At 40.4% G+C, this 25018-nt stretch carries 22 protein-coding genes; 2 read left to right on the top strand and 20 right to left on the bottom strand.

The window, feature by feature from the left end; translation table 11 throughout:
• The first annotated feature begins 48 nt into the window (after positions 1-48).
• Both rhuM and ACYVHJ_RS21910 read left to right on the top strand, forming a co-directional pair.
• On the top strand, positions 49-1050 hold the full coding sequence (gene rhuM, locus ACYVHJ_RS21915; RefSeq protein ID WP_460519302.1) for a RhuM family protein: 1002 nt from the start codon (positions 49-51) through the stop codon (positions 1048-1050).
• Positions 1051-1297: 247 nt separating this feature from the next.
• Positions 1298-1555 (top strand): hypothetical protein, encoded by a 258-nt coding sequence (locus ACYVHJ_RS21910; RefSeq protein ID WP_460519299.1) that lies wholly within the window; start codon positions 1298-1300, stop codon positions 1553-1555.
• 138 nt (positions 1556-1693) lie between these two features.
• On the opposite strand, the gene ACYVHJ_RS21905 is transcribed toward ACYVHJ_RS21910, so the two are convergent.
• From ACYVHJ_RS21905 to ACYVHJ_RS21810, 20 genes are all read right to left on the bottom strand, one after another.
• Positions 1694-2467 carry a site-specific integrase gene (locus ACYVHJ_RS21905; RefSeq protein WP_460519296.1) on the bottom strand — a complete coding sequence of 258 codons (774 nt, stop codon included), beginning with the start codon at positions 2465-2467 and terminating at the stop codon, positions 1694-1696.
• A gap of 11 nt (positions 2468-2478) precedes the next feature.
• On the bottom strand, positions 2479-3093 hold the full coding sequence (locus ACYVHJ_RS21900) for a hypothetical protein (RefSeq protein ID WP_460519293.1): 615 nt from the start codon (positions 3091-3093) through the stop codon (positions 2479-2481).
• 348 nt (positions 3094-3441) lie between these two features.
• Positions 3442-4923 (bottom strand): Do family serine endopeptidase, encoded by a 1482-nt coding sequence (locus ACYVHJ_RS21895; RefSeq protein ID WP_339903376.1) that lies wholly within the window; start codon positions 4921-4923, stop codon positions 3442-3444.
• A 522-nt stretch (positions 4924-5445) separates the two neighbouring features.
• The gene (locus tag ACYVHJ_RS21890; protein ID WP_460519290.1) at positions 5446-8004 is read right to left on the bottom strand and encodes a sodium:solute symporter family protein; all 2559 of its coding nucleotides are present in this window, start codon (positions 8002-8004) and stop codon (positions 5446-5448) included.
• A 29-nt stretch (positions 8005-8033) separates the two neighbouring features.
• Positions 8034-9020 carry a Gfo/Idh/MocA family protein gene (locus tag ACYVHJ_RS21885; protein WP_460519287.1) on the bottom strand — a complete coding sequence of 329 codons (987 nt, stop codon included), beginning with the start codon at positions 9018-9020 and terminating at the stop codon, positions 8034-8036.
• Positions 9021-9040: 20 nt separating this feature from the next.
• Entirely contained in the window at positions 9041-9910 is an 870-nt protein-coding gene (locus tag ACYVHJ_RS21880; protein ID WP_460519284.1) for an SMP-30/gluconolactonase/LRE family protein, read from the bottom strand.
• A gap of 5 nt (positions 9911-9915) precedes the next feature.
• Positions 9916-11403, bottom strand: coding sequence for a M81 family metallopeptidase (locus tag ACYVHJ_RS21875; RefSeq protein WP_460519281.1), 1488 nt, complete (start codon positions 11401-11403; stop codon positions 9916-9918).
• Complete coding sequence (locus ACYVHJ_RS21870; protein ID WP_460519278.1) at positions 11393-11773, bottom strand: RidA family protein; 381 nt, start codon at positions 11771-11773, stop codon at positions 11393-11395. Before ACYVHJ_RS21870 ends, ACYVHJ_RS21875 begins: the two co-directional genes overlap by 11 nt.
• A gap of 141 nt (positions 11774-11914) precedes the next feature.
• Positions 11915-12826: a dihydrodipicolinate synthase family protein gene (locus tag ACYVHJ_RS21865; protein WP_460519275.1), complete on the bottom strand. Its 912-nt coding sequence runs from the start codon at positions 12824-12826 to the stop codon at positions 11915-11917.
• 19 nt (positions 12827-12845) lie between these two features.
• On the bottom strand, positions 12846-13937 hold the full coding sequence (locus tag ACYVHJ_RS21860) for a threonine synthase (protein WP_460519272.1): 1092 nt from the start codon (positions 13935-13937) through the stop codon (positions 12846-12848).
• Positions 13934-14758 (bottom strand): SDR family NAD(P)-dependent oxidoreductase, encoded by an 825-nt coding sequence (locus ACYVHJ_RS21855; protein ID WP_460519269.1) that lies wholly within the window; start codon positions 14756-14758, stop codon positions 13934-13936. The genes ACYVHJ_RS21860 and ACYVHJ_RS21855 overlap by 4 nt, the downstream gene beginning before the upstream one ends.
• Positions 14748-15662 carry a succinylglutamate desuccinylase/aspartoacylase family protein gene (locus ACYVHJ_RS21850; RefSeq protein WP_460519266.1) on the bottom strand — a complete coding sequence of 305 codons (915 nt, stop codon included), beginning with the start codon at positions 15660-15662 and terminating at the stop codon, positions 14748-14750. The genes ACYVHJ_RS21855 and ACYVHJ_RS21850 overlap by 11 nt, the downstream gene beginning before the upstream one ends.
• A gap of 7 nt (positions 15663-15669) precedes the next feature.
• The gene (locus tag ACYVHJ_RS21845; protein WP_460519263.1) at positions 15670-16425 is read right to left on the bottom strand and encodes an SGNH/GDSL hydrolase family protein; all 756 of its coding nucleotides are present in this window, start codon (positions 16423-16425) and stop codon (positions 15670-15672) included.
• A gap of 54 nt (positions 16426-16479) precedes the next feature.
• Positions 16480-17598, bottom strand: coding sequence for a sialidase family protein (locus ACYVHJ_RS21840; RefSeq protein ID WP_460519260.1), 1119 nt, complete (start codon positions 17596-17598; stop codon positions 16480-16482).
• Positions 17599-17606: 8 nt separating this feature from the next.
• On the bottom strand, positions 17607-19148 hold the full coding sequence (locus ACYVHJ_RS21835; protein ID WP_460519257.1) for a sulfatase family protein: 1542 nt from the start codon (positions 19146-19148) through the stop codon (positions 17607-17609).
• A gap of 6 nt (positions 19149-19154) precedes the next feature.
• Positions 19155-20321: a sialidase family protein gene (locus tag ACYVHJ_RS21830; RefSeq protein WP_460519254.1), complete on the bottom strand. Its 1167-nt coding sequence runs from the start codon at positions 20319-20321 to the stop codon at positions 19155-19157.
• Between the two features lie 11 nt (positions 20322-20332).
• Positions 20333-21448, bottom strand: a complete 1116-nt coding sequence (locus tag ACYVHJ_RS21825) for a sialidase family protein (protein WP_460519251.1) — start codon at positions 21446-21448, stop codon at positions 20333-20335.
• A gap of 24 nt (positions 21449-21472) precedes the next feature.
• Positions 21473-22279, bottom strand: coding sequence for an SGNH/GDSL hydrolase family protein (locus ACYVHJ_RS21820; protein ID WP_460519248.1), 807 nt, complete (start codon positions 22277-22279; stop codon positions 21473-21475).
• Positions 22280-22333: 54 nt separating this feature from the next.
• Complete coding sequence (locus ACYVHJ_RS21815; RefSeq protein ID WP_460519245.1) at positions 22334-23455, bottom strand: sialidase family protein; 1122 nt, start codon at positions 23453-23455, stop codon at positions 22334-22336.
• 78 nt (positions 23456-23533) lie between these two features.
• Positions 23534-25018, bottom strand: a complete 1485-nt coding sequence (locus ACYVHJ_RS21810) for a RagB/SusD family nutrient uptake outer membrane protein (protein ID WP_460519242.1) — start codon at positions 25016-25018, stop codon at positions 23534-23536.

Here is a 25018-nt window from a genome sequence, read left to right as displayed (position 1 = left end):
CGCCAAATTAGTTAAATTTGGAAATAGCTCCCAAAATTGATGAAAAACATGGAGATTGCAGAATTTAGGGAATACTCAAAAATCATGGAAAGTAAAATCGAAATCTACCAAGGAAGTGATGGCCAGACTCAAATTGAAGTTCTGGTTGAGAAAGAATCTGTTTGGCTAAACAGAAATCAGATGGCTGTCCTTTTCGGGAGAGATGTAAAAACTATAGGAAAACATATCAATAACGTTTTCAATGATGGTGAATTAGAAAAGGATGCAGTTGTCGCAAATTTTGCGACAACTGCATTAGACGGAAAATCCTACCAAGTAGACCACTATAATCTTGATGTAATTATATCAGTTGGCTACCGGGTCAAATCTGCACAAGGCACGCAATTTCGCCAATGGGCCACCCAGCGACTCAAAGACTACCTCGTGCAGGGCTACGTCATCAATGAAAAAAGATTGGCACAAAAGCAAAAGGAAGTCCAAACGCTTAAGGACGGAATTAGGATCTTAAGCCGGGCAGTAGAACATAAAGCTAATAATCAAAACCTGGATTGGCTGAACCATTTTGCGAAAGGACTGGAATTGCTGGACGATTACGATCATGAAAATCTAGATACAAAAGGTTTAAGTAAGAGAACGGCTAATTATCCCGAACTATCGGATTACCAACATGTAATCTCATCTATGAAGTCCGAGTTTGAGTCGGGCGTTTTTGGAAAAGAAAAGGACGAAAGCTTTGAGAGTGCCATTTCACAAATCGGCAAAGGCTTTGGCGAAGAGGACTTCTACCCAACCTTAGAAGAGAAAGCTGCAATGCTTCTTTACCTAATTGTAAAAAACCATGGTTTCGTTGATGGCAACAAAAGGATTGCCGCAGCTTGTTTTCTTCTCTTTTTACAGTCAAATAACCTATTGCATAATAGAGAAGGGAATTCAATTATCAGCAATGATGCATTGGCTAGCTTAACTTTGTTTATCGCATCAAGCAAACCTGAGGAAATGGACACGGTGAAGAAATTGGTGATTAGTGTTCTAAACCGAAATAAAATATGACGCTAGAACAATTTCATTATCTAATTGACCATACTTCCTCATACGGGATTCAGGACTTGGTGGACGCAACCAAAACAACCAACAAACTGTCCGCCCAGACCCAGGTCTTTATGACGGCCATTGACCGGGGGATCAGTCCGAAATCCGAATACCAATGGTTTAACAACGGCGTGCCGCTAAATTCCCGGGACAGGGCAAGCTATTAAAATACATATTTAATATTAGAAACAAGGATAAAATAGAATCAGTGAGCGAAAGCGAATTAATTATAAATTATTTTATTCAGGATTTGGAAAATATAGATTCGAAAAGTAATCAAAAAATTGATCCTTTGGCTTCGCTTCATTTTTCAAATCAATTTGAAGATTTTAGAATTTTAAATTATCCAGATGAATTCAATAGTCTAGATATGCTAATAATACCTTTTAATAAAAAGTTAAATATAATTTATGTTAAAGATGGTAAAACATATAGCTATATAAATATAAAATTCGACCCAAAATAACTCAACTATTGGTGATTTATGAAGTTAAGTTGGTTGATCATTATTTAATACCTGTCTACTGACTTCGGGTTACAGGTTTAACGGCAAGGAACTCGACGGCGGCGGCGGTTTTTACCTGGGTTCAATTTTTAGCTTTTTTTATGGGGCTCCCCAGGCTTTCTGCATCTCGTTTCTTTTTCTTTCTTCCGTAACTTTTACATACCGTTGGAAACTTTTGTAATCTGCATGGCCTGTTATCTTCATAACCGTTTCAGCGGGAATCCCTTTTTCCAGGGAGAGAGTGGCAAAGGTTTTACGTCCAGTGTGGGCGCTGATGACTTTATATTTAGGGTAGTTTTTGGATACTTTTTCCGCTCCCCTGAATCGAATTATTTCTAGCGGCTCGTTTATCTCGGCCTTTTCGCACAGCTCTTTGATGTATTTGTTAAACTTCTGGTTGGATATAACAGGAATAGGATACGCTCGCTCCTTATATTTTTCAAGGATCAATTTAGAATAGACGTTTAATGGAACAATTAAGGCCTCCTTTGTTTTTTTTATTGTAAGTCTTATTTCCCTTTCTTTGATGTTTTCTCTCCTCAATTGCTCAAGATCTGAGTATCTGAATCCTGTTACACAGCTAAAGCAAAAAACATCCCGAACCTGATCCAGCCGCTTATCCTTGCTCAGATCCAGATTAAAAAGTCCATCAAGTTCATTTTGGGTCAATGCAATTACTTCAAGTTTCTCACGCTTGGTGATAAAATCTTTATATCCGTTGCTAATTTCAACCCCATTTCTTTTCGCATAATTAAGTAGAGCTTTGAGCGTGGTTAGTTGTTTTGCAATCGTGATATTATTAAGCCTTCGGACCGTGGAAGTTGTTATATGAACCTCTTCCCAATTAATTAAGAAGTTCTGGAATGAGTGCACAAATGCATGGTCTAGCTGATCTGGCCGAATAATCTGTTGGTCGTAGCCTGGTAATTCTGCAAATGCCTTTTCAGCGTTTTATATACCTTCAAGCTTCCAGTTGCTCTAGTATGCTCATTCTCTTTTATATACTGGTCAATTAGATCGTAAATTAGATTCGCACCATCCTCCTTTTTTACTTTGGAAGTTTTGGTTTTTTGCAATGCCTCAACTACCATGGTAGCACTGTAGGTTACCCCGTCATAGTCAAATCTAGATTCAATTCCTGCTACTTGATTTTTTAGCCCATAAATTGTCTCCTGATAATTTATAAGTTCATTTTTGGTTGGTAGATCTCCACCGTACTTCTTTTTGAGAAAATCCTTTAATTTGGTTGTGAGATTATTAATCTGCTGACTTTCGATATTCCATAGTTCAGGAAACAATTTAATCCCGGTCGCCACTTTTTTCCGTTGTCCTGCAATTCTCAGAATCAATATAAGAGGATGCTCCCCTTTCTTGTTTACAGTATCCAATCGTAGTTCAAATCTTAAGGTCGCCTCCGTTTCTTTCGGTCTTTGAATGTATACCAAATATATCAAAAAATAATTTAGTGGGGCTATTTGTGGGGCTAATATTTGATACATACCACCCCATAAGTTGTCACACTTCGTGGATTAATGTATGCATATATATGGATATACAGCTATTATGGCAATTTTTTAGTATGACTTGTAGGAAGGTTCGAATCCCTCAACTCCCACATCAAGCCTTTATCTTAAAGGCTTTTTTTATTTATGGATTGCCACTTTTATATATTGTTCTCCAAAACCAGAAACCGTTTCTACATCGGTGCTACTTGTGACGAACTTGACGAGATGGTTCGAAGACATAATTCCATAAGAGAATAGACTAATTTTGCCCAAAACCACATTAAATAAAAAGGCTACCAATTGGTAGCCTTTTTATTCTTTATTACAATACTTTTTAGGAAGTTATAGGTCCAATTCGTAATAGGAACGTTGACCATTTGGATAAACTCCTAAAATAATTACTTCCTCACCTTCATAGCTCTTGAGTGCTTTGATAACATCCTCACCGCTAAGTATTTTTGTTCTACCTATTTTTGTGATAATAAAACCTTCTTGCACACCTGCTTCTCTCCATGCTTTATTATCTATGGATGTAATGGTTGCTCCACCTTCCAACTCAAGCCTTTCTTGATAATCTACTTTCAGGTCCTCAAAAACCACCCCTTCAAATTCAGTGATTTTTGGAAGCACTTTAACCACTACTTTAGTGTCGCCTGAAGTGTTCTTAAGTGTAGCAGTCGTTTCCATTTCCTTGCCATCTCTAAGGAATTTAACCACAACCTTATCTCCCGGACGTTTTCTGGCTACTCTTTCCTGTAGAGAGGAAGTAGTATAGGTATCTACACCATCTACCCCTATGATGACGTCTCCACTTTTCAAACCGGCATCTTCACCACCACTGCCTTCTCTTACTTCAACAACATACACTCCTCTGTCAGCCTTGATATCTTCTCCAAGATTCTCTTCAAGGTCTGCACTGACATCTTGTATGGTCACTCCTAACAAACCTCTCTGGACAGCACCAAACTCCAACAAGTCATCCATTACTTTCTTGGCGATGCTACTTGGAACGGCAAAAGAATAACCGCTAAAACCTCCGGTTCTGGAAGCTATTGCTGTGTTAATCCCAACAATTTCCCCATTTAGATTAACCAAGGGACCTCCGGAGTTACCGGGGTTAACCGCAGCATCGGTTTGGATAAAGGATTCTACCTGTAGGTTATTCTCATCCCTTAATATGCCAATATTCCTGGATTTAGCACTTATTATCCCTGCGGTTACCGTTGAATTCAATTCATAAGGATTTCCTACAGCCAGCACCCATTCACCAATCTGTGCTTGGTCTGAATCCCCAAATGGAATATATGGAAGGTTGTTGGCGTCAATTTTTAATAATGCAAGGTCTGTCGTAGGGTCTGCTCCTATTACCCTTGCAGTAAACCTTCGGTTATCTTCCAAAGTAATTTCCACCTTAGTGGCGTTTTCTATTACATGGTTATTGGTGACTATATAACCATCCTCCGAAATCACTGCTCCGGAACCCGAACTTCTTCCTTCTCTGGGTGTAGACTCACCTCTGGGAGATCTAAAACCAAATAATTCTTCCATTGGATCCACTCCCTGCTGACCTCTACTAACCGTAACTGTACTTCTTACATGCACTACAGCCGGCGTAACCTGAGCTGCAGATGCTACGAAATTAATCCCTTCAGGAACCACAAAATTTTCATCATTAAGCCAATTAACCAAACTAGCATTTTGCTTTTCTGTAAAATTCGTAGATGTTTCTTGGTTGGGTTGCAATAACCCAACGCCAAGTACAGCCACCAAGCCTCCAATTAAAGAAGCAAGCACGATCCCAAGGAAAAATTGTTTTCTATTCATTGTATACCTTTCTTTTAATTTACATCAATTAATACCTAGTATTTTATACTAAAATCACTTCTAAAACGATGCCACTTGTCTTTTAGGTTTAGTATTTAACAGCATTTAACATAAAAACAGAAATTTCTTCCAACTTATTCTACATTAAATAAAGGTAACCAAATAATCCATACATTCATTCAAATCAAAGCAGTTAACCTCTTGTATATTATTAACAGGATGTCAGGTCAAAAGGTTGAACCTTTATACAACCTTTTGACTTTTTTTTCGAAAGAACGCAGTCAAACTTATCACATTGGCAAAAAAACCACAAGAACCTGATAAAAAACATTCCTCGGAATATTAAATGACACCAAAGATGCTTATCAATAACTCACCTAATCTTTTGAATAAAATAATTCAATCCAAAACCATTCCAAATTTTAATTTCAAAAGGACTTAAAAGTACAAAATGACAGTTTTAAACTGTCATTTTGTCAATATTTAAATCCAAGGTGAAATTACTGAAGCCTATCAGCCAAGCTACCTCTTAATTATTGATTTGTAAGTAAGTCCGTTCGGCTGACTTTTGCTATTGGGAAAAATCAAACTGAAAATAAAACCTATTGCGACACAACTCACCACTCCAATGGCTCCATAAAGGTAGCCATTCACCTCCGTAAATCTACTGACCAGAAAAGTGATGCCCGCCCCTGAAAGGGTACCAATCACTACCCCGGTGGAATTGGCTCTTTGACTAAAAATAGCCAGAATAAAAACTCCGGCAAGGCAGCCACCAATCATCCCTAGTAATTTTTGAAAAAAATCAAAAATGAAACCTACCTCAGTAGCAGCTATCCAAATGGCTGTCAAGGTACCAAACACTCCCATGATAACAGTAATTGTTTTAGCTAGTTTTAGGTATTCACCATCCCTAAGCCCCGGCTTAAGGTATCGGTGAATATCTGTAATATAAGCGGTAGCAATGCTATTCATACTACTATCCAATGAAGACATACTGGCGGCAAAAATTCCGGCAATCACCAGACCTGCTATTCCTAAAGGAAGTTCTGCTACAATATAATAGGGCAAAAGTTCCTCAGGATTAGCACTTCCAATTTTTTCCGGATTGGTAAGGTAATAGACGAAAAGCACCGTCCCCAACCCAAAAAACAAAAATATTCCCGGTATGGTGATTAAACCATTGGTCCAAAGGCTTTTGGCTGCCTCTTTTTCATCTTTCACAGTGAGATAGCGCTGAATCACCACCTGATCTGAGGAATAGGGGATTAGATTCAAGAAAAAGAAACCAACAATTGCCACCCAAAACACCAATTGAGTATAATCCCAAGACCAGTCTACGAGCTTGAATTTATCTAATTGCATCCCGACATTAATAACTGTTGAAAAGCCTCCATCTATATTCGCTATTGCAATAAAAATGGAAAGCAGCGCACCTCCAAGCAATACAACTACTTGAATCACATCTGTCCAAATAACAGCTTCCATCCCCCCCAATACGGTGTAGATGGTGCTAAAAACACCCATTATAGCAATGCACAAAAAAATATCCATATTGGTTACCGAGGAAATAGCAATGGCCGGAAGGTAAAGTACCACCCCCATACGGGCCAATTGAAGTAAAATAAATGTCAAACTCCCCAATAACCTAACCCTAATATCAAACCTCAATTCCAAATATTGATAAGCCGTAGTTATGTTCAATCTTCTAAAAAAAGGCAGATAATATTTTACAATTAATGGTACAATGGCGAGAATCATAAAAGAACCAACTGCCAAACGCCAATTGGTAGCATAAACTATAACTGGAATGGCCATAAAGGTAATCGCACTCAATTGTGTCCCATAAATACTTAAGCCGGCAGCCCACCAAGGTATCCTTTTCCCTGCCAAAAAATACTCAGTTGTGGTGTTTTCTCTTTTAGAAAAGTAAAAGCCTATTCCCAACATACAGGCCAAATATGCCCCCAGAGTTGTCCAGTTAGCCATTCCGAAAGGATTTTGAGTGGCTAAGCCCATGACTTTGGGGGACCTTACCCCGGGAGCTTTCTCACCATTAGGCACTACCCAAAACCCTTTCCAAAAAACTGATGGAGCTGTTACTCGGGAACTTCCTTCTGGTAGATCTCCCATTTCAACCCATTTTTCAGCATTGGTATTATAGGCAAGCATTTTGTCTAAAAAACCCGGGTGACTGGCAGGATCTGTGTGCATCAATGTTTCTTCGTCCAAACCGCCTGCAATTAATATATGATCCCCTCCTAGGCTAAATGCGGGAGAAGGGGCGGCTGCCACTCCTCTCGGTAAGTCATTTAACCTTTCCCAAATGCCTTCGTTGGATTGCTCAGCGGGAATAAACCTGTAGGCATCCTTTAGCAAGGTTCTTCCTAAGCTGCCATCCGTATTATGATGAAGTGTAAAACCACTAAAAATATATAAACCTTCTTTGTGAGCGGCAGCTACAGCTTGTATTCTGGCCTTTCCCGGGAAAACAGGGCCCTCCACCCATTCCATCTCAGCTTTATTTTTGTTTAAATCTAGGCTATAAAATTTAGTTTCTGCCAAACCTGTAGCAGTTTGCTGCCCCCCTAAGACGTAAAAAACACCATTCACAATAGTACCTGCCATGCTTGCCAATGGCACCGGTAACGGGGGATAATCATTTTCAATTACAATTTCTCCGTCTTGGTAAACCAAACTAATCACCAAATTGGTATGTGCTTCAGAATCATTACCACCAATCACCCAAACTTTATTGTTATGGGTTCCAGAAACTGCATAGGCCAGCTTTTGAGGAAGTGTATGCTTTGAAACCTGCCAGCCGGCTTCCATGTCTTCCATAAAATAGATTTCATCATACCAAACTTTTTCTCCGCCTTCCCATGGTCTCTTTTCAGGGAAATTAGCACCTCCACCTACCAAAAGCACTCCATTACTTGTGCCGGCAAACATCCCTGCAAAACCTTCTTTATCCGGGATAGCAGGCAACTCCTTCCATACCACTTCCTTGCCAACCGCTTGAAAAACAAAAAAAATTAAAAATAGGCTGAGGTAAAAGTGTTTCTCTAAAGTTGAATACATTTTATTCTTTTGTTATCTAAATAATGATTTTAATTAAGCTTGATCGCCTTTCCTGAAGAAGCCGATTCAAAAGCTGCAAACACAACTTCCATCACTTTTAAAGTCCGTTTTCCAGAAGCTATTGGCTCTCGGTTTTCTAGTATAGCCTCAGAAAATTCTTTCCACTGGTTAACCAAAGCTTCATCCATCCAATCCTTGGATAAAGACCCGGATAGCAGTATATATTTTTGATCTTTTCCTAGGTAGGCACCTTTGGTATTGTCAAGTCTTAGGCTTCCCTCGCTTCCATTGACATCAATACCTATCTCATTTACACCATCTTTAAAACCTGAATAATGCAGAGAAGCCATTTGTCCATTCTTAAACCTTAGTATTATTACTCCTCCATCATCTACCTCATCTCCATGAAAAGCATTGGTCATATGGGCAGAAACACTACTTACTTCAGAGGGCACCAATGCACATATAGCATCCAATTGATGAATGGCTACGGTAAGCAGATATCCACCACCGGATATTTTTTTTAAATGCCAGTCCTTCCTGTCCCCATGTTTCCAAAATGAAATTGAAGTAGCCTTGACCATGAATATTTCACCAATTTCTCCTGAGGCAATACATTGCTTTGCCGCTACAAACCCGGGGGAAAACTGAGCAACCTGACCAATCATTAATTTTACTCCTGATTGTTCGCATGCATCATTGATGGCTATGCAATCAGCATAAGTGGAGGCCATTGGTTTCTCCAGCAGTACATGCTTCCCTACCCTTGCAGCTTCTATTGCTATTTGAGTATGTAAATGGTGAGGAGTGGCGATCAGCACTGCATCAATTTCATTATTATTTATAATTTTCCGATAATCTGTTTCCCCAGCTAGCTTGTATTTATCTGCTAGTTGGGCCAATGAAGAAGCTTCTCTTCTACAAATTACCTTGAGTTTCAGGGTTGGCAATTGCTGTATGGCCTCAATATGCCTTGAGCTGAAATTTCCTGCACCAATTATTCCAATCCTTATCATTCTTTCCTCAGTTCCTATCCTTATAAAGACATCCCTTCGATGCCAACATGTAACCTACTTAATCTTCCCGGCCCAGGCTCTGCCAAACCACCTGTTACCCAAAGGTATCCATTTGCAAAGCACAAGTTGCTTGTAAGCGGGATTCCTGAATCATAGCTTGCTAGTAATTCACCTGATTCAGAAAGAACCTGAATGGCCTGCATGCCATAATGAGCCACCCAAAGCCTTCCTTCTTTATCCATTGCCAATCCATCCGGTAGATTTCCTGTTTCCCTATTCTTTTCATTAAAAGGGAGAGTGGCCATTACGGTCATATAATCAGGACTCGATTCCGGAAGCTTAAGGTCAATTTTAAGCACGCTATTTTTATAACTCTCAGCGACATATAAGAGCGATTTTTCCTTATGGTTAACAATGCCGTTTGGGAAATCTATGCCCCTAGCAACTGCATAAGCTTCCCCATCCCAACCGACAAAATAGACAGCCCCTTTGTGTCTAATAGAATCAGTAAAGAAAAAACCTTTATCGGTATGAACAGCAATGTCATTTGGGCAATGCACCTTCACTCCATTGATGAATTCAGGAGAAACATCTCCCAATTTTTTACCCATGGGATCATAACGTACAACTCTGGAAGTTAAACTATCACAAAGTAAGTGGTCTCCATTGGCCATAATGGCTTGTCCGTTTGGCCGCTTACCTTTGCCCCACAAAATAGGTTCTCCACCTTCAAACCTGTAAATCCCTTCACCGGCAAGATTTGTATAATAAAGGAAACCATCCTCTCCGAATACCGGCCCTTCCGTATAATAATCCAAGGCCAACATGATTTGGGCTTGAGTAGATTCCGGCTTAGGTAGTGTTTGGTGAAAATGGTTTGCTTCTGTCATCTTACTTAAATTTTATCCAATGGAAAAAGAGGTTTCCTTCTGTGATTATAGGTTAAACTTGCCATGTCTGCACGGGTAACACCAGGGGTATTGGCCCTGATTATCGCATTGCATACAGGCTGGTAAGCAGCCAATGGTGCATTTACCCCTTTGGCTACCAACACATCGTAAGTGGTAGGATCAATATCAAAATGGATCAATTGCTGTAAACTGAATGGCACTATCCGTAAGGAGGTCAGCATAATGGTATTGCCGGCCTTGCTGGTTACAATTGCAGTTTCTCCCATATTGAAATTAACCTGCCCCCCATGTCGAGGTTCTTTTTCGGTAAACTTCCCATCGACGATCCGCTCCAACTTTACATCCATAAGCATGGTTTTGCCATGTAAATTGTCCGATTTTGCTCCAATTTTCACAGGAATATAGCCCTCAGGGTTTTTGGCTTTTATTTCAGCCACAGCTTCTGGATCATAAATACACATAAAACCTTTTACTCCGGGACAGGATTCCAATACCTCTAGTAAAAAGGTACTGTCTGCAGGTGAACCTCCACCTACATTGTCTCCCATATCCAATATTAGCAAGGGCTTTTCTGCCTTACTGATATGCTCAGGCAGTTCATCCAATCCTATCTTCTTGCCCGAAAAATCTTCGTGATTTTTTAGCAAATAATCATTGAGAATTGCTGCATTTTTGTCAGCAAGTTTCGTATCATTATTGGTAATCACAATAAAACTGGTACCCATTTCCGGCACATCCGCATAAGGAAATCCCAAAACAACATTTGTGGACAAGACCTCCGGATCATCCATAATATTCCTTGCCAAGGCAAACAATGGTTTGCAAGGATCTGAACCTGTATGTTGCATTTCGATACTAATGGCTACGTTGGTTTGTAAAAAAACCATTTCCGGTTTCACCTCACCCTTAAGGGTGTCTACCATAATTTTAGCAGCTGATCTTCCGGCATCCTTTTGATCCACATGGGGATTGGTTTTATAAGCCACAAGTGCATCTAAGGCCTCCACCATCTTAGGACTTAGGTTGCAATGGGGATCAATCGTCCCTATAACTGGAAGATCAGGTCCCATCATCTCCCGAACCATTGTTAACCAATGCCCATCAAAATCCAAATAAGTCCTACTGACAGCAGCACCATGGGGCACTACCATCAGTCCCTCCAAAGGAAGGCATTCCTTCAAAGTCCGTTGTAACTCATTAAGCAGACGTTCTGCGGTTTCCTTGGCAATAATCCCTCCGGGAGTGGCTTCTGCATAGAAAATAGGAACAAGCTCAATGTCTTCCTCGGCACTCAAGACTTCTACTATTCCGCCAATCTCGTGGTAAGCAGGACCATATTCGGCTATGATATCTTGGCCGTATAGCATATGTCCATTCTCAAAGTCTTCCCAAGATGTTTCTTGATCTAAAAAAGTATTGGACTCATGATAGACACCTATAATTCCTATGCGCTTTTTTGAATTATCTTGCATGTGCCAATAAATCTACTTCAAACTTCAGCAGGGTACCTAAACAACCGATTAAGGTTGTCCTTGCAGGATAAGGTTCTTGGAAATAATCTTTATAAATGATATTAAATGCTGCCAAATCTTCTTGATTGGCAACATAATTCCTCACCTGAACCACATCACTAAAGTCCAAACCTGCTGCCGCCAAAATCTTCCTGGCGTTTTCGAAAGACCTTCTCACTTCTCCTTCAAAAGTATCGTTAACAATTTTTCCGTTTTCATCTACTGATGCTTGTCCTGAAACAAATACCAAATCATTCACTATAAGTGCCGGAGAAAAAGGCAAAGCACTTTTGGGAACCCCTTCTCCTGAAACGACTTCTTTTTTTACCATAATATTATTGAATAGTTTTAATATAAATTATCACCTTTAATTAAGGAAGTTGGTTTTCAATTTACCAATCTAAAATGTCAAATATTGTTTTTAAGTCATTTTATGCAAAAGAATCCCACCAAAAGCTTTTACAATGATTTGCTAGCCTTCAATTTTGGACGCTTTCACCACACGATCTATTAATTCTTCCACTTTCTTGTCTTCCAAAACTTTATTGGTATTTCCCACCGGAGCGATAGATGCTCCAATATCCACGCTGTATCTCATTTGGATGGCCTGCCTGAAGAAGCTCCATATATTGGGAAGCGATTCTGCAATAATTTCCTGAAAAACCAACATAAAGTCTGTTGCAAGTTTCACATCCCCTTTCACAAACTCATTACGGACATACTTACACTCTCGCTCAAAAACATTGTAATAAGACCCTATGGCCCCAGTGGCACCGCATAAAACAGCCTGACACATCAGCTCATCTGCTCCACTAAAAAGTACCAATTTACTTTTTGAACTGTAGGCAATGGTACTGATTTCCAACAAATTATTTGTAGTTAACTTCATCCCAACCATATTGGGCATCTGCAGCAGTTTATTAATAAAATCTACCAATCCTCCGGAAAAATTTGTGGTTCCCAATTGGTAAGGAAAAAAAGGCAAGTCAGATGCTGTAGCAATTGCCTCATAATGTGATAAGGCCATTCCTGCACTTCCGTCTGTGGGCCCATAATATACTGGTGCCACAGAGGATATTCCATCCACCTTGCATTGGGAAGCATGTTGGGCCAAGCGTACTGATTCGGCTGTAGTCATGGAGCCAACCTGAACTATAATTGGCACCTTGCCGGCATTAACACCTGCGGTAATTTCCGTTACCTTTTTCCTATCCTCCTCGGTAAGGAGAAAGCCCTGCCCCGTAGAACCAAGTAGATACAAACCGTCTACTCCTTGGGATAATAAGACCTCTACCCATTTTTCCAATTGTTTAAATGCCGGACGACCATTTCCATCCATAGGCGTAAGCATTGCAGGCCACACCCCTTTCAAATTTTCATACATAGTCTACTTGATTTGTCTTTTATTTTGTAAAATATTGATCCATTTCATTATAACTCTCTAAATAATTAACCGGATTTTTGACTATCAAACGCTCTGTAGCTTCGGGATCTTTAAAACCACTACCCGAAACTATACAAACTGCGTTGGCATTTTTATCCAATTCTCCATCTGCCACTGCTTTCATAAAGCCTGCTAAAGCTACTGCACCGGCAGGTTCAGCATAAATCCCTTCTTTTATAGCCAATAACCGCTGACATTCAAAAGTCTCTTCATCACTTACCAAAAAACCATTCCCGGCAGTACTTTTACAGGCTTGTAAAGTCTCATTCCCATCAATTACCACAGCTACTTGAAGTCCACTCACTTTCGTTGTCGCATTATCAACAGGTTTGGCTGCTTCCAAACCTTTCCTAAGGTTACCTGCTATCGTATCATTTCCTTCAGGTTGCACGCAGTGTACTTTGGGAAGGCTAAAGTTGGAATGTTTTTGTTTCCATATCTGAAAACCTCTTGCCACAGCCAAGGTCAAGCCACCTCCCCCTGATGGTACAAATACATTATCTACCCTCTCCAAGTCTTCTGCAAGCTCAAAACTGAGGGTTTGAACTCCTGTCATTCCTACCGGACTGTATTTAAAGGCACTTACTTGTAAGTGGGTTTGATTTTCGGCTGCCACTTCCCCGAGCTTGTCAAAAACCTTTTCTGTAGCCTCTTTGTTTTTCCCAAACCCTTTGATAACATACAAAGCAGCACCATAAGCTCGCATTTGTTTTAATTTCCCTTCAGGAGCTCCATCCACTATGGCTATTTTACAAGGAATTCCTGCTGCTGCCGAGTAGGCCGCAAGTGCGGCTCCTGTGTTCCCACTAGAAGTGGCCAAACACAACTTGCCCTTATTGGCTTGAATATCTGCTATCGCAAAGGCTGCAAAGCGATCTTTATAGGAGCCTGATGGATTCGCAGATTCCAGTTTAAAATAAAGGTTTGGAAAGCCCAAGGCCGGACCAATCTGTCTTGATTTAACCAGCGGGGTATTCCCCTCTCCCAAAGTAAAAGGTGCTATACCTTCCGGGAGTTTTAATAATTGTGTGTATTTGTCTATTCCTTTCAAAATTCGTTGGGGAATTGTAGTTTTTTACTTTTATAACTGTTGAAATTATGGGTAAACCCACCATCAATATCCAATGATGTGCCATTGATAAAGGAGGCTTTGTCGGAACTGAGCCAGAAAACTCCTTCTGCTATCTCCTCTGGAGAGGCGCTTCGTTGTAAAGGCGTCATGTCTTCCATTTCATCCACCAGAACCTGACTTATATTACTTCCTTTAGGATCTTTAAAATCACTGCTCATTGCTGTGGTAACATTTCCGGGACAAACGGCGACTACCCTGATCCCTGACGAACCGTACAAGGCTGCCATTTCATAAGTTAAACTCAGCAATGCACCCTTTGCAGCAATATAAGCCGGGCTTGTTCCTCCTGCTCTATTGGCCATAACGCTACTCATGTGAACAATCACACCTCCATTATTTCCTGATTCCATTTTTTTTGCTGCAAGTTTTGACAGAAATACCGGAGAGGTAAGACAAATTTTTATGGTCTTTTCCCAGTCTTTTATGGAAATAGTCTTTAAGGTCTCAATGGTTCTCCAAGCAGCATTATTTATCAACACATCTATTTTCCCCCATTTGCTGAAGGTTGCACCCACTATTTCATCGACAAAACCATCTATGGCCAAGTCCCCATGCAAAACCAAAACATTCTCCGGTTTTGAAAGGGAATCTGCCGCCGCCAACAATTCTTCTTTGTTTTCAGCAACCATGGTCACTAAATCCCCATTGGCAACAAATGCTTCGGTAATCGCCTTGCCTATGCCTCTGGATGCTCCGGTTACTATTACAACCCTTTGCTTTTTATCCGCTTCACTTTTCATCGTATACTTTTTTATTTACAGGTAAAATCCCAACCAATGCTTCTCCTGCTTTGGCCATTGGTACTGCTCTTTTTAGGAATACCATTCCTGATTGCTGGGCTGGAATTTCTGCTCCTTTTTCACCATTTTCTCTTAATAAACACCCTAATTTATCCCCTTTTGTAACTAGATCTCCCAAATCTACAGAGGGTAGAAATATTCCTTCTTCCGGCGCAGGGTGCATCACCTGCAAATGCCCACTTCCCGGTTGATCATCTTCGATTTTGACCATTGCTTTCCTTTCCTTTTTCTGTTGGGGTAACATTCCGAAAAGTTGAAGGACATTTTCACAACCTTCTACCAACTCATCCACACCTTCAGCACGGAAAGCTCCTCCACCATTTTCAGTATAAATTGCCGGAATATTGGCATCTCTCGCCACAGACAAGGTTCTTCCTTCCAATTCGGGGCTTGTACCCCAAACAATAGGCAAGTTAAAGGCTTCTGCCATGGCTCTTTGTGTTTCCAATACCTTTGAGTTGGGGTGGAGCATATAACCTGAAAGTGGAGAGATGTCAAACAAATCACCTCCGGTATGCATATCGATAAAAAAATCTGCCTTTTTAATCATTTCGCTGATTTCCGCCGCCACTTGTTCAGTAATGCTGCCATTGGCATTTCCCGGACAAGTCCTGGCAAGGTCTAGTTTGTCTTCTCCAATGCGTGCTGCGGAGAAGTAGGCATTTCTATTGGTGATCGGTACAAGGGTAACAGAACCGGAAGCCAGCTTACCTTCCAATAAGTTCATTAGCTCTAATACCGCCAAGACAGGTTCGTATTCATCTCCGTGCACTCCTGCAATAATAAGCCCTTGTGGACCTTCTTTTGCGGATTTTATAACTCGGGAAGAAAATAATTCAGCCATTTCTTATTTAATTTTTTAACATTTCGATTTTCACTATTTCTTGACTTATCCTTTCAGCCATTAATGCATGTCCCTTGTCATTGGGATGCACCCCATCCAACAATAATTCTTCCCTTGATGGGTTTTGGGCATAGTAATCAGAAAATAGTCTAAAATTATCTAGGAGTCCTGTATTGTATTTTACCGACAATTTTTTCACAACTTCTACATATTGCGCCAACCTTACATTTTGGTATTCGGGATATTTACCCCTAAGCCCGTTTGGCGCTATTAAAATCACATCAACACCTATGCTCTGAAGCTCCTTAATCATAAATTTAAGGTTACGTTTATACTGCTTTAATGGAATCCTTGATTGTCCATCAGGCTCGGAACCATCAATATGGGCATCGTTTGTCCCAAAACCTATGATTACCAAATCAGGCTCATGTGCCAGCACATCTGTTTCAAATCTGTCCCTAGCATGTTTTATTTTAAACAAATCGTGGTCTTTTATGCTGCCAGTATGACTTCCGGGAATCCCGGAATTAATCACTTCTGCTTCGATACCTTCCGCTGAAAGAAGTGAAGGCAGTCTTTGAGCAAAAACCTGATCAATGGTTTTTCTTGTGGCAGTTATGGAATTGCCAAAAGCGACAATTTTAAGGGCTTGTTCTCCCAATGAGGAAGCTTCTGCCTCAATTTTGGTTTGAACACCATCACCCAAAACCGCCAAGGGAAACATCCATAGAAAAGCCAAAACGAGGATTGTATTTCTTTGCATATATAATTAGATGGTCAGCACAGGTTTTCAAGACTAAACCAACTCAAAAGCACATTATTCTCCATAAAGCCAATCAAGGTCTAAAAGACTTAATCGCGTAATGGAAAGCCCGGTTCCTTGCGGTCTATTTCCGGCACAATAGGAAAGTAGCACCTGCTCATCATTGACAAAATGAATGGCTGTGTAACAATACCAACCATCGGGATCATCTTCGAGTACTTTTTCTTTTTCCCAGGTTTTACCTTCATTCTTGGAAATGGCTATATTTAAAGGAGTCCTTTTCCCCTTGTATAATCCTTCCTTCACCCCATTATTATTCCAAACCATCATAAGGTCTCCAGTAGATGGTATCCTTGCGACAGTAGCAGGGGACAAGGGAGATGCGATTTTCGTGGGCTTTGCAGAAGTCCATTTTTCTCCTGAATTTTTAGAAAAAGCGGCGTATTGTACACCATCATCGGTACGAATGATCATCATTAGTTTTCCGTTTTTCAGCGCTATAAGTCCGGGTTCTTGTAAAATGACTTTTTTAGGACCCCTTACTTCTTTACTTGATTTCCAAGTAGCTCCATTGTCATCTGAAAAATAAGTAAACAAGCGCCCATTATTGTTAAAATCCTCATCCTCTGCTGTTTGATGTAAAGCAACGGGCATAATGAGTCTACCATTGTCCAATTGTATCACCCTGTTATTGTTGAGCACAAAATAACCTTCCCTTTCAGTGATACATGGAGTCGGTTCTGACCAGGTTTCTCCTTCATCTTTAGAGATTCGCATTAAAGGTATACAGTCACTTATTCCATTTTTTCTTGCATAAAACAAGGCAATTTCTCCGTTCTGAAGCCTAAGCAATGAAACAGACATTACATTCATTTTCCCATCATTGGGTACTATTACCTTGTCATTATCAGTCCAGGTTTGACCATCATCTTCAGAATACCTCGCAGCCAAATGGGCGGAGCCAAAATCACTCCCGGACTTACCGGTAAAATGGGTATAAATAAACATGATTCTCCCATCCTTTAAGCGAACAAAATCTCCTTCGCTGTTACGGGGATTGTTTTCGCCGGGATCCAGTTGCAGAACAGTTTTTACTTGCTGGGCGCTAACCTCATCCAATAAATGAAAGCCAATCAATAGAAAAAGTAGTATCATTTTATATCTAGTCTTCATATTTAATTTTATTCAGCATTTAACACGTAATCCCCAAAGTATTTGGGATAGCCCCAATGAAAGGCAGTGTCTTTTTGATAGCTATGGTCAGGATATACCTTATTTATTGAGTCAATTTCTGCCCTGATCCTTTTAAAATTAACTGAATCAATAAATGGATCTCTTGTTGTCACTCTCCAATTATTTAGCGCTTGCTTCAACCTCTCCATCTCCTCGCGGTAATCGGGATCTTGTGCCAGATTTTTAAACTCCCAAGGATCATTCTCCAAATTATATAATTCAAAGGCCGGAGGATTCTCCCACCTATCATAGACCACTTTGATTTCATCGGTTAATGTAGCTATTTCTTCCCTTGAGGTGCCAGACAAAACCGTAGGGTAAATGTGATCTGTATACACCGAAAAGTAGGGGTCAGGTTCACCACTGTACAAATTGTGAATCAACTTGTATTTGTTGCTCCGAACACTTCTTTTGGGATAAAAATATTTAGCCGTTCCAATCAAACCACCTGCATAAATATACGCATGCCCAGTTGCTTCTCCATTGCCCACCTTTATAAGTGATTTTCCCGGAAGCGCTGATTTTCCTTTGCTAGAAACCGCATCCACGATGGTTGGAAATATATCAATGACGGATGCCATCTGATCATTTATCACCTGCCCTCCGGTTACCCCTTCAGGCCAGGTAATTATCAATGGTATCTTTAGCCCTGCCTCATAATTTGTGGTTTTGCCTCTGGAAAACTGGGCACCATGGTCACTGAGGTAAATAATCAGTGTATTTTTAGCTTTCACTGTTGCTTTAAGCGAGTCTAATAGCATACCTATTGATTCATCCAAACGATTGATCTGACTATAGTAATCCGCTGTCTGCTCTCTCAATCGTTCTGTGTTAGCACCTACAAAAGGAAGCGTACTTGAAACATTATCCCCTGAAACTTCAATCGTAGGCAAGCCTTCAACCTTTCTTAGCAATGGAAAATGGGCATCCGGGAAATTGACCATAAGAAAAAATGGTTTTTCACCTGCAGCTCTTATAAACTCAGAAGCTTTAATCGCATAATCACCCATTTTTTCCTTGCCAAAGTTTGAACTCTCAATTTCATGAAAGTCGAATGGAAATGCAGATTCCGGATTGACATGCAATTTCCCCAAACAACCTGTACTATACCCTTGTTCTTTTAAAAAGGAAGGGATATTCTCAAAGGCCTTATACATTTCAAAATCATGAGTAGCTAGTCCAATCTGTCCATTTTGATGGGGGTAAAGTCCCGTCAAAATTGATCCTCTGGAGGGGCTACAAACAGAATAGGTAGTATAAGCATTGAGAAACTTAACGCCATTTTCAGCCAATGAGTCAATGGTAGGCGTTGTCACTATGCTATTACCGTAAGCTCCCAGGTCCTGTCCATGGTCCTCGGAAACGATCAAGATTATATTGGGCTTCGTTTGCTCACTATTTTTTAGCTCAGATTCGCATGAAGCCATCATTAACATGGCCAATAAGCCTGATAAAGTCAATTCAAATCTGTTGCTAAATAAAATGCTCATGGTCACCTATTCTTTATAAAACCAGTCCGCTCCCAGTTTGGTGATTTTGGTAACCGAAAGCCCCGTTCCGCCCGGTCTATTACCGGCACAGTAACCCAATAGCACCTCATCACCCACGAAATCCATGGCTATATAACAATACCATCCATCGGGATTATCTTCCAAAGTTTTAATATTTGTCCAGGTTTTACCTTCATCCTTTGAAATCGCTGAGTTAAGAGGCGTTCTGAGCTTAGCAATGTCGGGATCATCCGAAAGGTTATTGTTCCATACTGCCAGCAAATCTCCTGTTCCGGGTATTCTTTCTATAGTCGCCGGAGAGACCGGAGAAACCAAAGTACTTTCTTCTACTTCTGACCATGTTTTTCCTTTGTCTTTTGAATAAGAATAGCACTGCACTCCTGCATCAGTTCGAATAACCATTAGGATGGAGCCATCTGCTAACTCAACCAAGCCAGGCTCTTGCAAAACAATTTCTTTGGGGTTAGGAACCATTTCACTTCTTTCCCAAGTTTGCCCATTATCAGTGGAAGAATAGGCATACAAATCTGCTCTTCCTCTCCATTCCATTCCCGGGCCGGCGTGTTTCGCTACAGCAAGCATCAATGTACCATCCTCCAACTGGACCACACGGTCATTGTTTAAAACAAAATAACCTTCATCATCTGTAATACAGGCTATGGGATCTGACCAAGTTTTGGCCTCATCTTTAGAAACCCGCATATAGGGGATACAATCGTCTGTATTGTTTTTCCTTAAATAAAACATGGCAATGTCCCCATTTTGCAGTCTAAGCAATGAAACAGACATCACATTCATCCCTCCTTCATTGGGCAAAATCTCGACATCTTCTTTTGTCCAGGTTTTTCCTTTGTCCTCTGAAAACCTCCCTGCCAAATAAGCTGTGGCATGATCACTTGAAGATTCTCCATAATAATGGGAATAAACAAACAGAATTTTCCCATCCTCCAACTCAATAAAATCACCCTCACTGTTTCTTGGGTTATTCTCTCCAGGATTGAGTACCAGGTTTCCCGGAACACTCACAATCTCTTTTTGAGTTGAATTTGTTGTTTCTTCCTGCTCCTCAACCGGTTTACCTCCACATCCACAAGTTACAAATGCTGTTAACACCAGCATTTTGATTGCTCCACTTAATCTGTACATTGCCATTTTAATATCATTTAGTCATAAAATTCGTCCAAACTTAATTTCCTCACTACCAGAGGTATCTTTTCCCTCAGCTTTTCACGTTCTGCAGCCATATAACCAAGCAGTATATCATCTTCTACAAAGGAAATTGCTGTATAGCAGAAAAATCCTTCAGGGTCATCTTCGAGCACTTTTAAATGCATCCAGCTTTTCCCCTCATCCTTTGAAATAGCTGCTGTAAGTGGCGTTCTGAAAGTGGCTGTTTCTTTTACTAAACCTTTATTATTGTTCCAGATCAACAACAGGTCCCCCGTTGCCGGAATTCTTTTTAGAGAAGCAGGAGCTCTTGGTGAAACGATGTCAGAAGGGTATACCTCTTCCCAACTTAGACCCTTGTCTTTAGATTTGCTTAGGTACTGAACACCACGATCCGTTCGCAACCACATCAAAACCTCACCATTTTCCAATAAAACCACTCCGGGTTCTTGCACAACCACCTTGTCATTATTAGGCATTTCCTGACCCGAATGCCAGGTTTTCCCATTGTCATCAGAGTAATAGCAATAAATAGTCCCGCGCATACTAAAATCGTTGCCGGCGGTTTTATGTAGAGAAACAGGTGCCAGCAGTCTTCCACCGGGGATTTGAATTACCCGATCATTATTTAGTACAAAGTATCCTTTCTTATCTGTGATTACAGGTACTGGTTCAGACCAGGTTTTGGCCTCGTCATTGGAAATCCGCATCATGGGAATACAATCATCCAAAGAATTTTTTCTGACATAAAACAAGGCAATTGCACCATTTTTTAACCTCAGGAAAGAAACAGACATCACATTCATGCCTCCTTCATTAGAAACGATTACCTCATCTTTGCCGGTCCAGGTATTGCCACTGTCCTCAGAATAACGCCCGGCGATCAATCCACTGGCATGGTCCCCGGATCCCCCTTCAAATTTGGAATAGGCAAATAAGATCCTTCCATCGTTCAACTGGATAAAACTCCCCTCACTATTTCTAGGTGGCAGCCCATCTTCTCCAATATGAAGCACAATTTGTGATGGATTGAGGAGTGTCTGAGCTTTAGAAAAACTCCCTGCACCTAGAAGGTATACACCAAAAAGTAATACTAACTTAAATTGTTTCATAATTAATGGTTTGCACCTTCTCATTTAGTGTTCTCCTTCATAATAAACACCTCCGCAGGTCGGAGCTTCAGGATCAAAAATTCCTAGGGATTTGAACATCAATCTTGCTATCTCTGAATGACCATCACCATCCGGATGCAGTGGATCATTGAGCCATTCTTTATAGACCTTTACGCCATTTGGATTTTGGAATTCTTCACACCAATGCCCATAGTTATCAACCAAAATCACCTGCTCTTTTTCCGCAATATTTTTTATTACTTTCACGTATTTCTCCAGACTTGCTCTCGAAGGATCTAAGGCTTGGATAATAGGATTAGGGGTATGCAGTATAGGAATGGCCCCAAAACCTCTAAACTTCTTCACCAAACTGATCATATTTTTCTCGAAAGCATCTAGTGGGACCCTCCCCTTGGCACAATCATTTGTACCTATCATTATTGACACCACATCGGGCTTAAACTGGCTGACCCTCCAATCAAAATCGGCAAGGATATTCCGGCTAGTATTTCCGCTGATTCCTGTGTTGATAATAAGATCCCTTACTCTACCAAGCTCCCACCTTATCCGCTCCGAGAAAATTTCCGGATAGGAGCGATAGCCATGGGTATGTTTTGCGCCATGAGTAATGCTATCACCTGTAAAAACCCAAATCAAGGAATTTTTTCCTTTAAGCAATAAGGCAATTTTCTCTTTGTCATTCTCTTCTGAATTAAGGAAAAAAGAACCTGTCTCTCTACCATTAAACTTAGGTATAAAGGACAATAGGGTAGGTAATGGAATTAGACAAAGAGATTTTATAAAAAACCTTCTTCTGGAAAGGCTATTCATTTTTTTATATTATTACTGATTGAAATCAAGCTGGTATTTTCCAAGCCTATTTTTTTAATTAATATAATCCTTTTCATACAACCTGACCCGAAGACCTCCTTGCATGGTGGTGATCCACAATTCACCCGGATTTCGTTCAAAAACGTAAGGGTACGAAATTCTTCTCAGCGGGGGATCCATATTTTGGCTTTTATCAATTTTAGCAATTACCGTAGGTGAAGACCATGTATTCCCATCATCTTCTGAGAATGCCATAGACAATTCATCTCTGTGGTTACTTGCCGCAACTTCCGACCATTGGTTATCTCCCCCTCTTAGTGGGTATTGATCCGTACCTTCAGGAAACCTTCTATTCCACACCAAAACCAACCTGCCACTTTCCAGCCTTTTCAATAGGCCGGGAGCAGAACTTGCAGGAATATCTGTTGGCCGGATGCCCTCCCAGGTTTTACCATCATCTGTGGAGAAAGCCTCCCAAAAAGTCCCCCAATTGGTTCGCATTAACAACCATAATTTCCCTAAGGGAAGTGATTCGAGCGTAGCTTCAGTAACTCCACTGTGATGCCCAATCCCTCCTAGGTCGATAATATTTGACCGTTCCCAAGTCTTGCCTTCATTCCCCGACTTATAAGTCAGCACCGTATGGTGTCCCGGATGATGTCGCATCATCATTGAAGTGAAAACAACATTCCCATTTTCAGTTTCTATCATGTCACGAATAGCTCCGGTCCATTCATTATGGAGCTTTTGAACGTCTTGCCAGGTTTTGCCACCATCTAAACTTCTCACGGTATAGGTAGGTAGTCTGGCACCTGGTGAATCTGAAATATCTTCTTTCCATTCCCAGTTGGCCCTTTCTTTCAAGTTCATAAAAGCCAAAACAATCACACCATTGCTTGTTTTAAGAATGGCCCGTTCATCTGAAATCAGAAAGTTTTCCGGTTTTTCAAATACAGCGTACCTTTGCCAGGTTTTACCCTCATCGCCACTTATGACACAATCTGTTCCGTCCACAGTTAGGATGTCACCATCCTCCAACTTGACGAATGGTCCCATCATCATGGCTTTCAATTCATCAACATCCGGTTGTACCAGTGCTCCAATGGAAATTGATTTACCATTGTCTGTATTTAAATAAGCATGTTGCGCCTTTCCCGGATGGGAAAGGGCAGCCATGAAGATAATTAAAGTTAAAAATCGATAAATCATTAACATTGGCTAAGGTGTGTTTATGGGTTTATAACTGCCTATTTTTCACTGTTCGTAACCCGGGTTTTGGGTAATTTTAGAATTTAAACTAATGGTTTCTAAAGTAATTGGCCAAACCAAAAGATAATCTTGGCCTTCTTTACCCTGTAAGGAAGGTACTTTCTCAAATGCTTTGTTGAAACGAATGAGGTCCCACCATCTTTTCCCTTCAAAAGCCAATTCAAACAACCTCTCCTGTAAAATGGCCTCATCATTTTCTTCTTGAGAAGCACTCACAAATTCAAAACTAGAGAAATTCTCACCATAAGCTCTTGCTCTTATCTCATTCATTTCAGCTGAGGGGTCCTGACCAAGGGCGTTTTTTGCTTCAGCAATTAGCAATAATAATTCAGCATACCTGTAAATAACAATATCATCTAAAAACCATCGGGATCCTGATTCTGTATAACCGTCCCCTTTTTTCACAATTGATGTTATAAAGGTATTGTTTTCATCTTTGTCATAAATTTCGAAAAAGCTTCCATCTTTTCTACTATCCTCATCTGTAAATTGATTGCGCATGGTAGCTGATGGTGCCCACCAATTAAACCCTCCCGGGGTGCCAATGGTGGCAAGGGTTTCTTCTCCATAAGATTCTTTTAAATCTAGAGAATTAATGTACATGTCTGAAAACAAATTGTTAGACACCTCAAAATCATTGAAATGTACAGAGAAAATAATTTCATTATTTCCCTTATTGTCAAAATCAAAAACCCTAGAGTAATTATCCAAAAGCTCAAGGTCAGCAGTTCTAGCCTCACTCAACGCACTCAATGCCGTTGTTATGTCAGTATCACCTCCATCCATGGTTTTTCCCGTCCACAAATAAACGTCCCCTTTAAGCGTATTGACCGCTGGCTTGGACCACATCGAACGACCATTATCAAAACCATTGTTTGGAAAAAGTTCAATGGCTTTTTCTAAATCAGCTTTTATCAATTCAAAAATTGAAGAAACAGCAGCCCTTTCCTGAAATGTAGTTTCTGCATCAAATCCTTCAACAGGTGTTGTAATCAAAGGAACACCTCCCCAAGTTTTGGCAAGAACAAAGTACATAAAGGCCCTCATGCTATAAGCCTGAGCCAGTAGATCATTTTTATTGTCTTCATTAGGGAAAGTGATATTTGGAACGTTTGTAATGACCAAATTGGCATAGTTGATCACCTTATAGGACTGCAACCAATCAAGGTCTGCATTACTCTCATTCATATCATTTTCAAAATACTTTCTTCTATAATCCGCATTCTGAAGTCCTTCACTCATGATCTCACTCCTAGCTTCTCCCATAAAATAGAGGGTTCTGCTAGACAAATCCCTAAACTGGTTGTACATCCCAACTATCCCTCCATAAGCATCTTGTTCAGACTGCCAAAAAGAGTTAGCGCCAATTGAACTTATAGGGGCTAATTCCAATGGTTCTGTACAGGAATAATTAAGTAGAAAAATAGCGACTCCTAGAAGGTATATCTTTATATTAACTAATTTTTTCAT

Source organism: Cyclobacterium sediminis (assembly GCF_054781075.1).
The sequence above is the reverse complement of the archived record's forward strand: the minus strand, read 5'-3'. Positions and strand labels throughout refer to the sequence as shown.

Excerpts from the sequence above, each read along its gene's own strand:
- rhuM (WP_460519302.1), top strand. The coding sequence starts at position 49 with ATGGAGATTGCAGAATTTAGGGAATACTCAAAAATCATGGAAAGTAAA.
- ACYVHJ_RS21900 (WP_460519293.1), bottom strand. The coding sequence starts at position 3,093 with ATGTATCAAATATTAGCCCCACAAATAGCCCCACTAAATTATTTTTTG.
- ACYVHJ_RS21895 (WP_339903376.1), bottom strand. The coding sequence starts at position 4,923 with ATGAATAGAAAACAATTTTTCCTTGGGATCGTGCTTGCTTCTTTAATT.
- ACYVHJ_RS21890 (WP_460519290.1), bottom strand. The coding sequence starts at position 8,004 with ATGTATTCAACTTTAGAGAAACACTTTTACCTCAGCCTATTTTTAATT.
- ACYVHJ_RS21885 (WP_460519287.1), bottom strand. The coding sequence starts at position 9,020 with ATGATAAGGATTGGAATAATTGGTGCAGGAAATTTCAGCTCAAGGCAT.
- ACYVHJ_RS21880 (WP_460519284.1), bottom strand. The coding sequence starts at position 9,910 with ATGACAGAAGCAAACCATTTTCACCAAACACTACCTAAGCCGGAATCT.
- ACYVHJ_RS21875 (WP_460519281.1), bottom strand. The coding sequence starts at position 11,403 with ATGCAAGATAATTCAAAAAAGCGCATAGGAATTATAGGTGTCTATCAT.
- ACYVHJ_RS21870 (WP_460519278.1), bottom strand. The coding sequence starts at position 11,773 with ATGGTAAAAAAAGAAGTCGTTTCAGGAGAAGGGGTTCCCAAAAGTGCT.
- ACYVHJ_RS21865 (WP_460519275.1), bottom strand. The coding sequence starts at position 12,826 with ATGTATGAAAATTTGAAAGGGGTGTGGCCTGCAATGCTTACGCCTATG.
- ACYVHJ_RS21855 (WP_460519269.1), bottom strand. The coding sequence starts at position 14,758 with ATGAAAAGTGAAGCGGATAAAAAGCAAAGGGTTGTAATAGTAACCGGA.
- ACYVHJ_RS21850 (WP_460519266.1), bottom strand. The coding sequence starts at position 15,662 with ATGGCTGAATTATTTTCTTCCCGAGTTATAAAATCCGCAAAAGAAGGT.
- ACYVHJ_RS21845 (WP_460519263.1), bottom strand. The coding sequence starts at position 16,425 with ATGCAAAGAAATACAATCCTCGTTTTGGCTTTTCTATGGATGTTTCCC.
- ACYVHJ_RS21840 (WP_460519260.1), bottom strand. The coding sequence starts at position 17,598 with ATGAAGACTAGATATAAAATGATACTACTTTTTCTATTGATTGGCTTT.
- ACYVHJ_RS21835 (WP_460519257.1), bottom strand. The coding sequence starts at position 19,148 with ATGAGCATTTTATTTAGCAACAGATTTGAATTGACTTTATCAGGCTTA.
- ACYVHJ_RS21830 (WP_460519254.1), bottom strand. The coding sequence starts at position 20,321 with ATGGCAATGTACAGATTAAGTGGAGCAATCAAAATGCTGGTGTTAACA.
- ACYVHJ_RS21825 (WP_460519251.1), bottom strand. The coding sequence starts at position 21,448 with ATGAAACAATTTAAGTTAGTATTACTTTTTGGTGTATACCTTCTAGGT.
- ACYVHJ_RS21820 (WP_460519248.1), bottom strand. The coding sequence starts at position 22,279 with ATGAATAGCCTTTCCAGAAGAAGGTTTTTTATAAAATCTCTTTGTCTA.
- ACYVHJ_RS21815 (WP_460519245.1), bottom strand. The coding sequence starts at position 23,455 with ATGGCTGCCCTTTCCCATCCGGGAAAGGCGCAACATGCTTATTTAAAT.
- ACYVHJ_RS21810 (WP_460519242.1), bottom strand. The coding sequence starts at position 25,018 with ATGAAAAAATTAGTTAATATAAAGATATACCTTCTAGGAGTCGCTATT.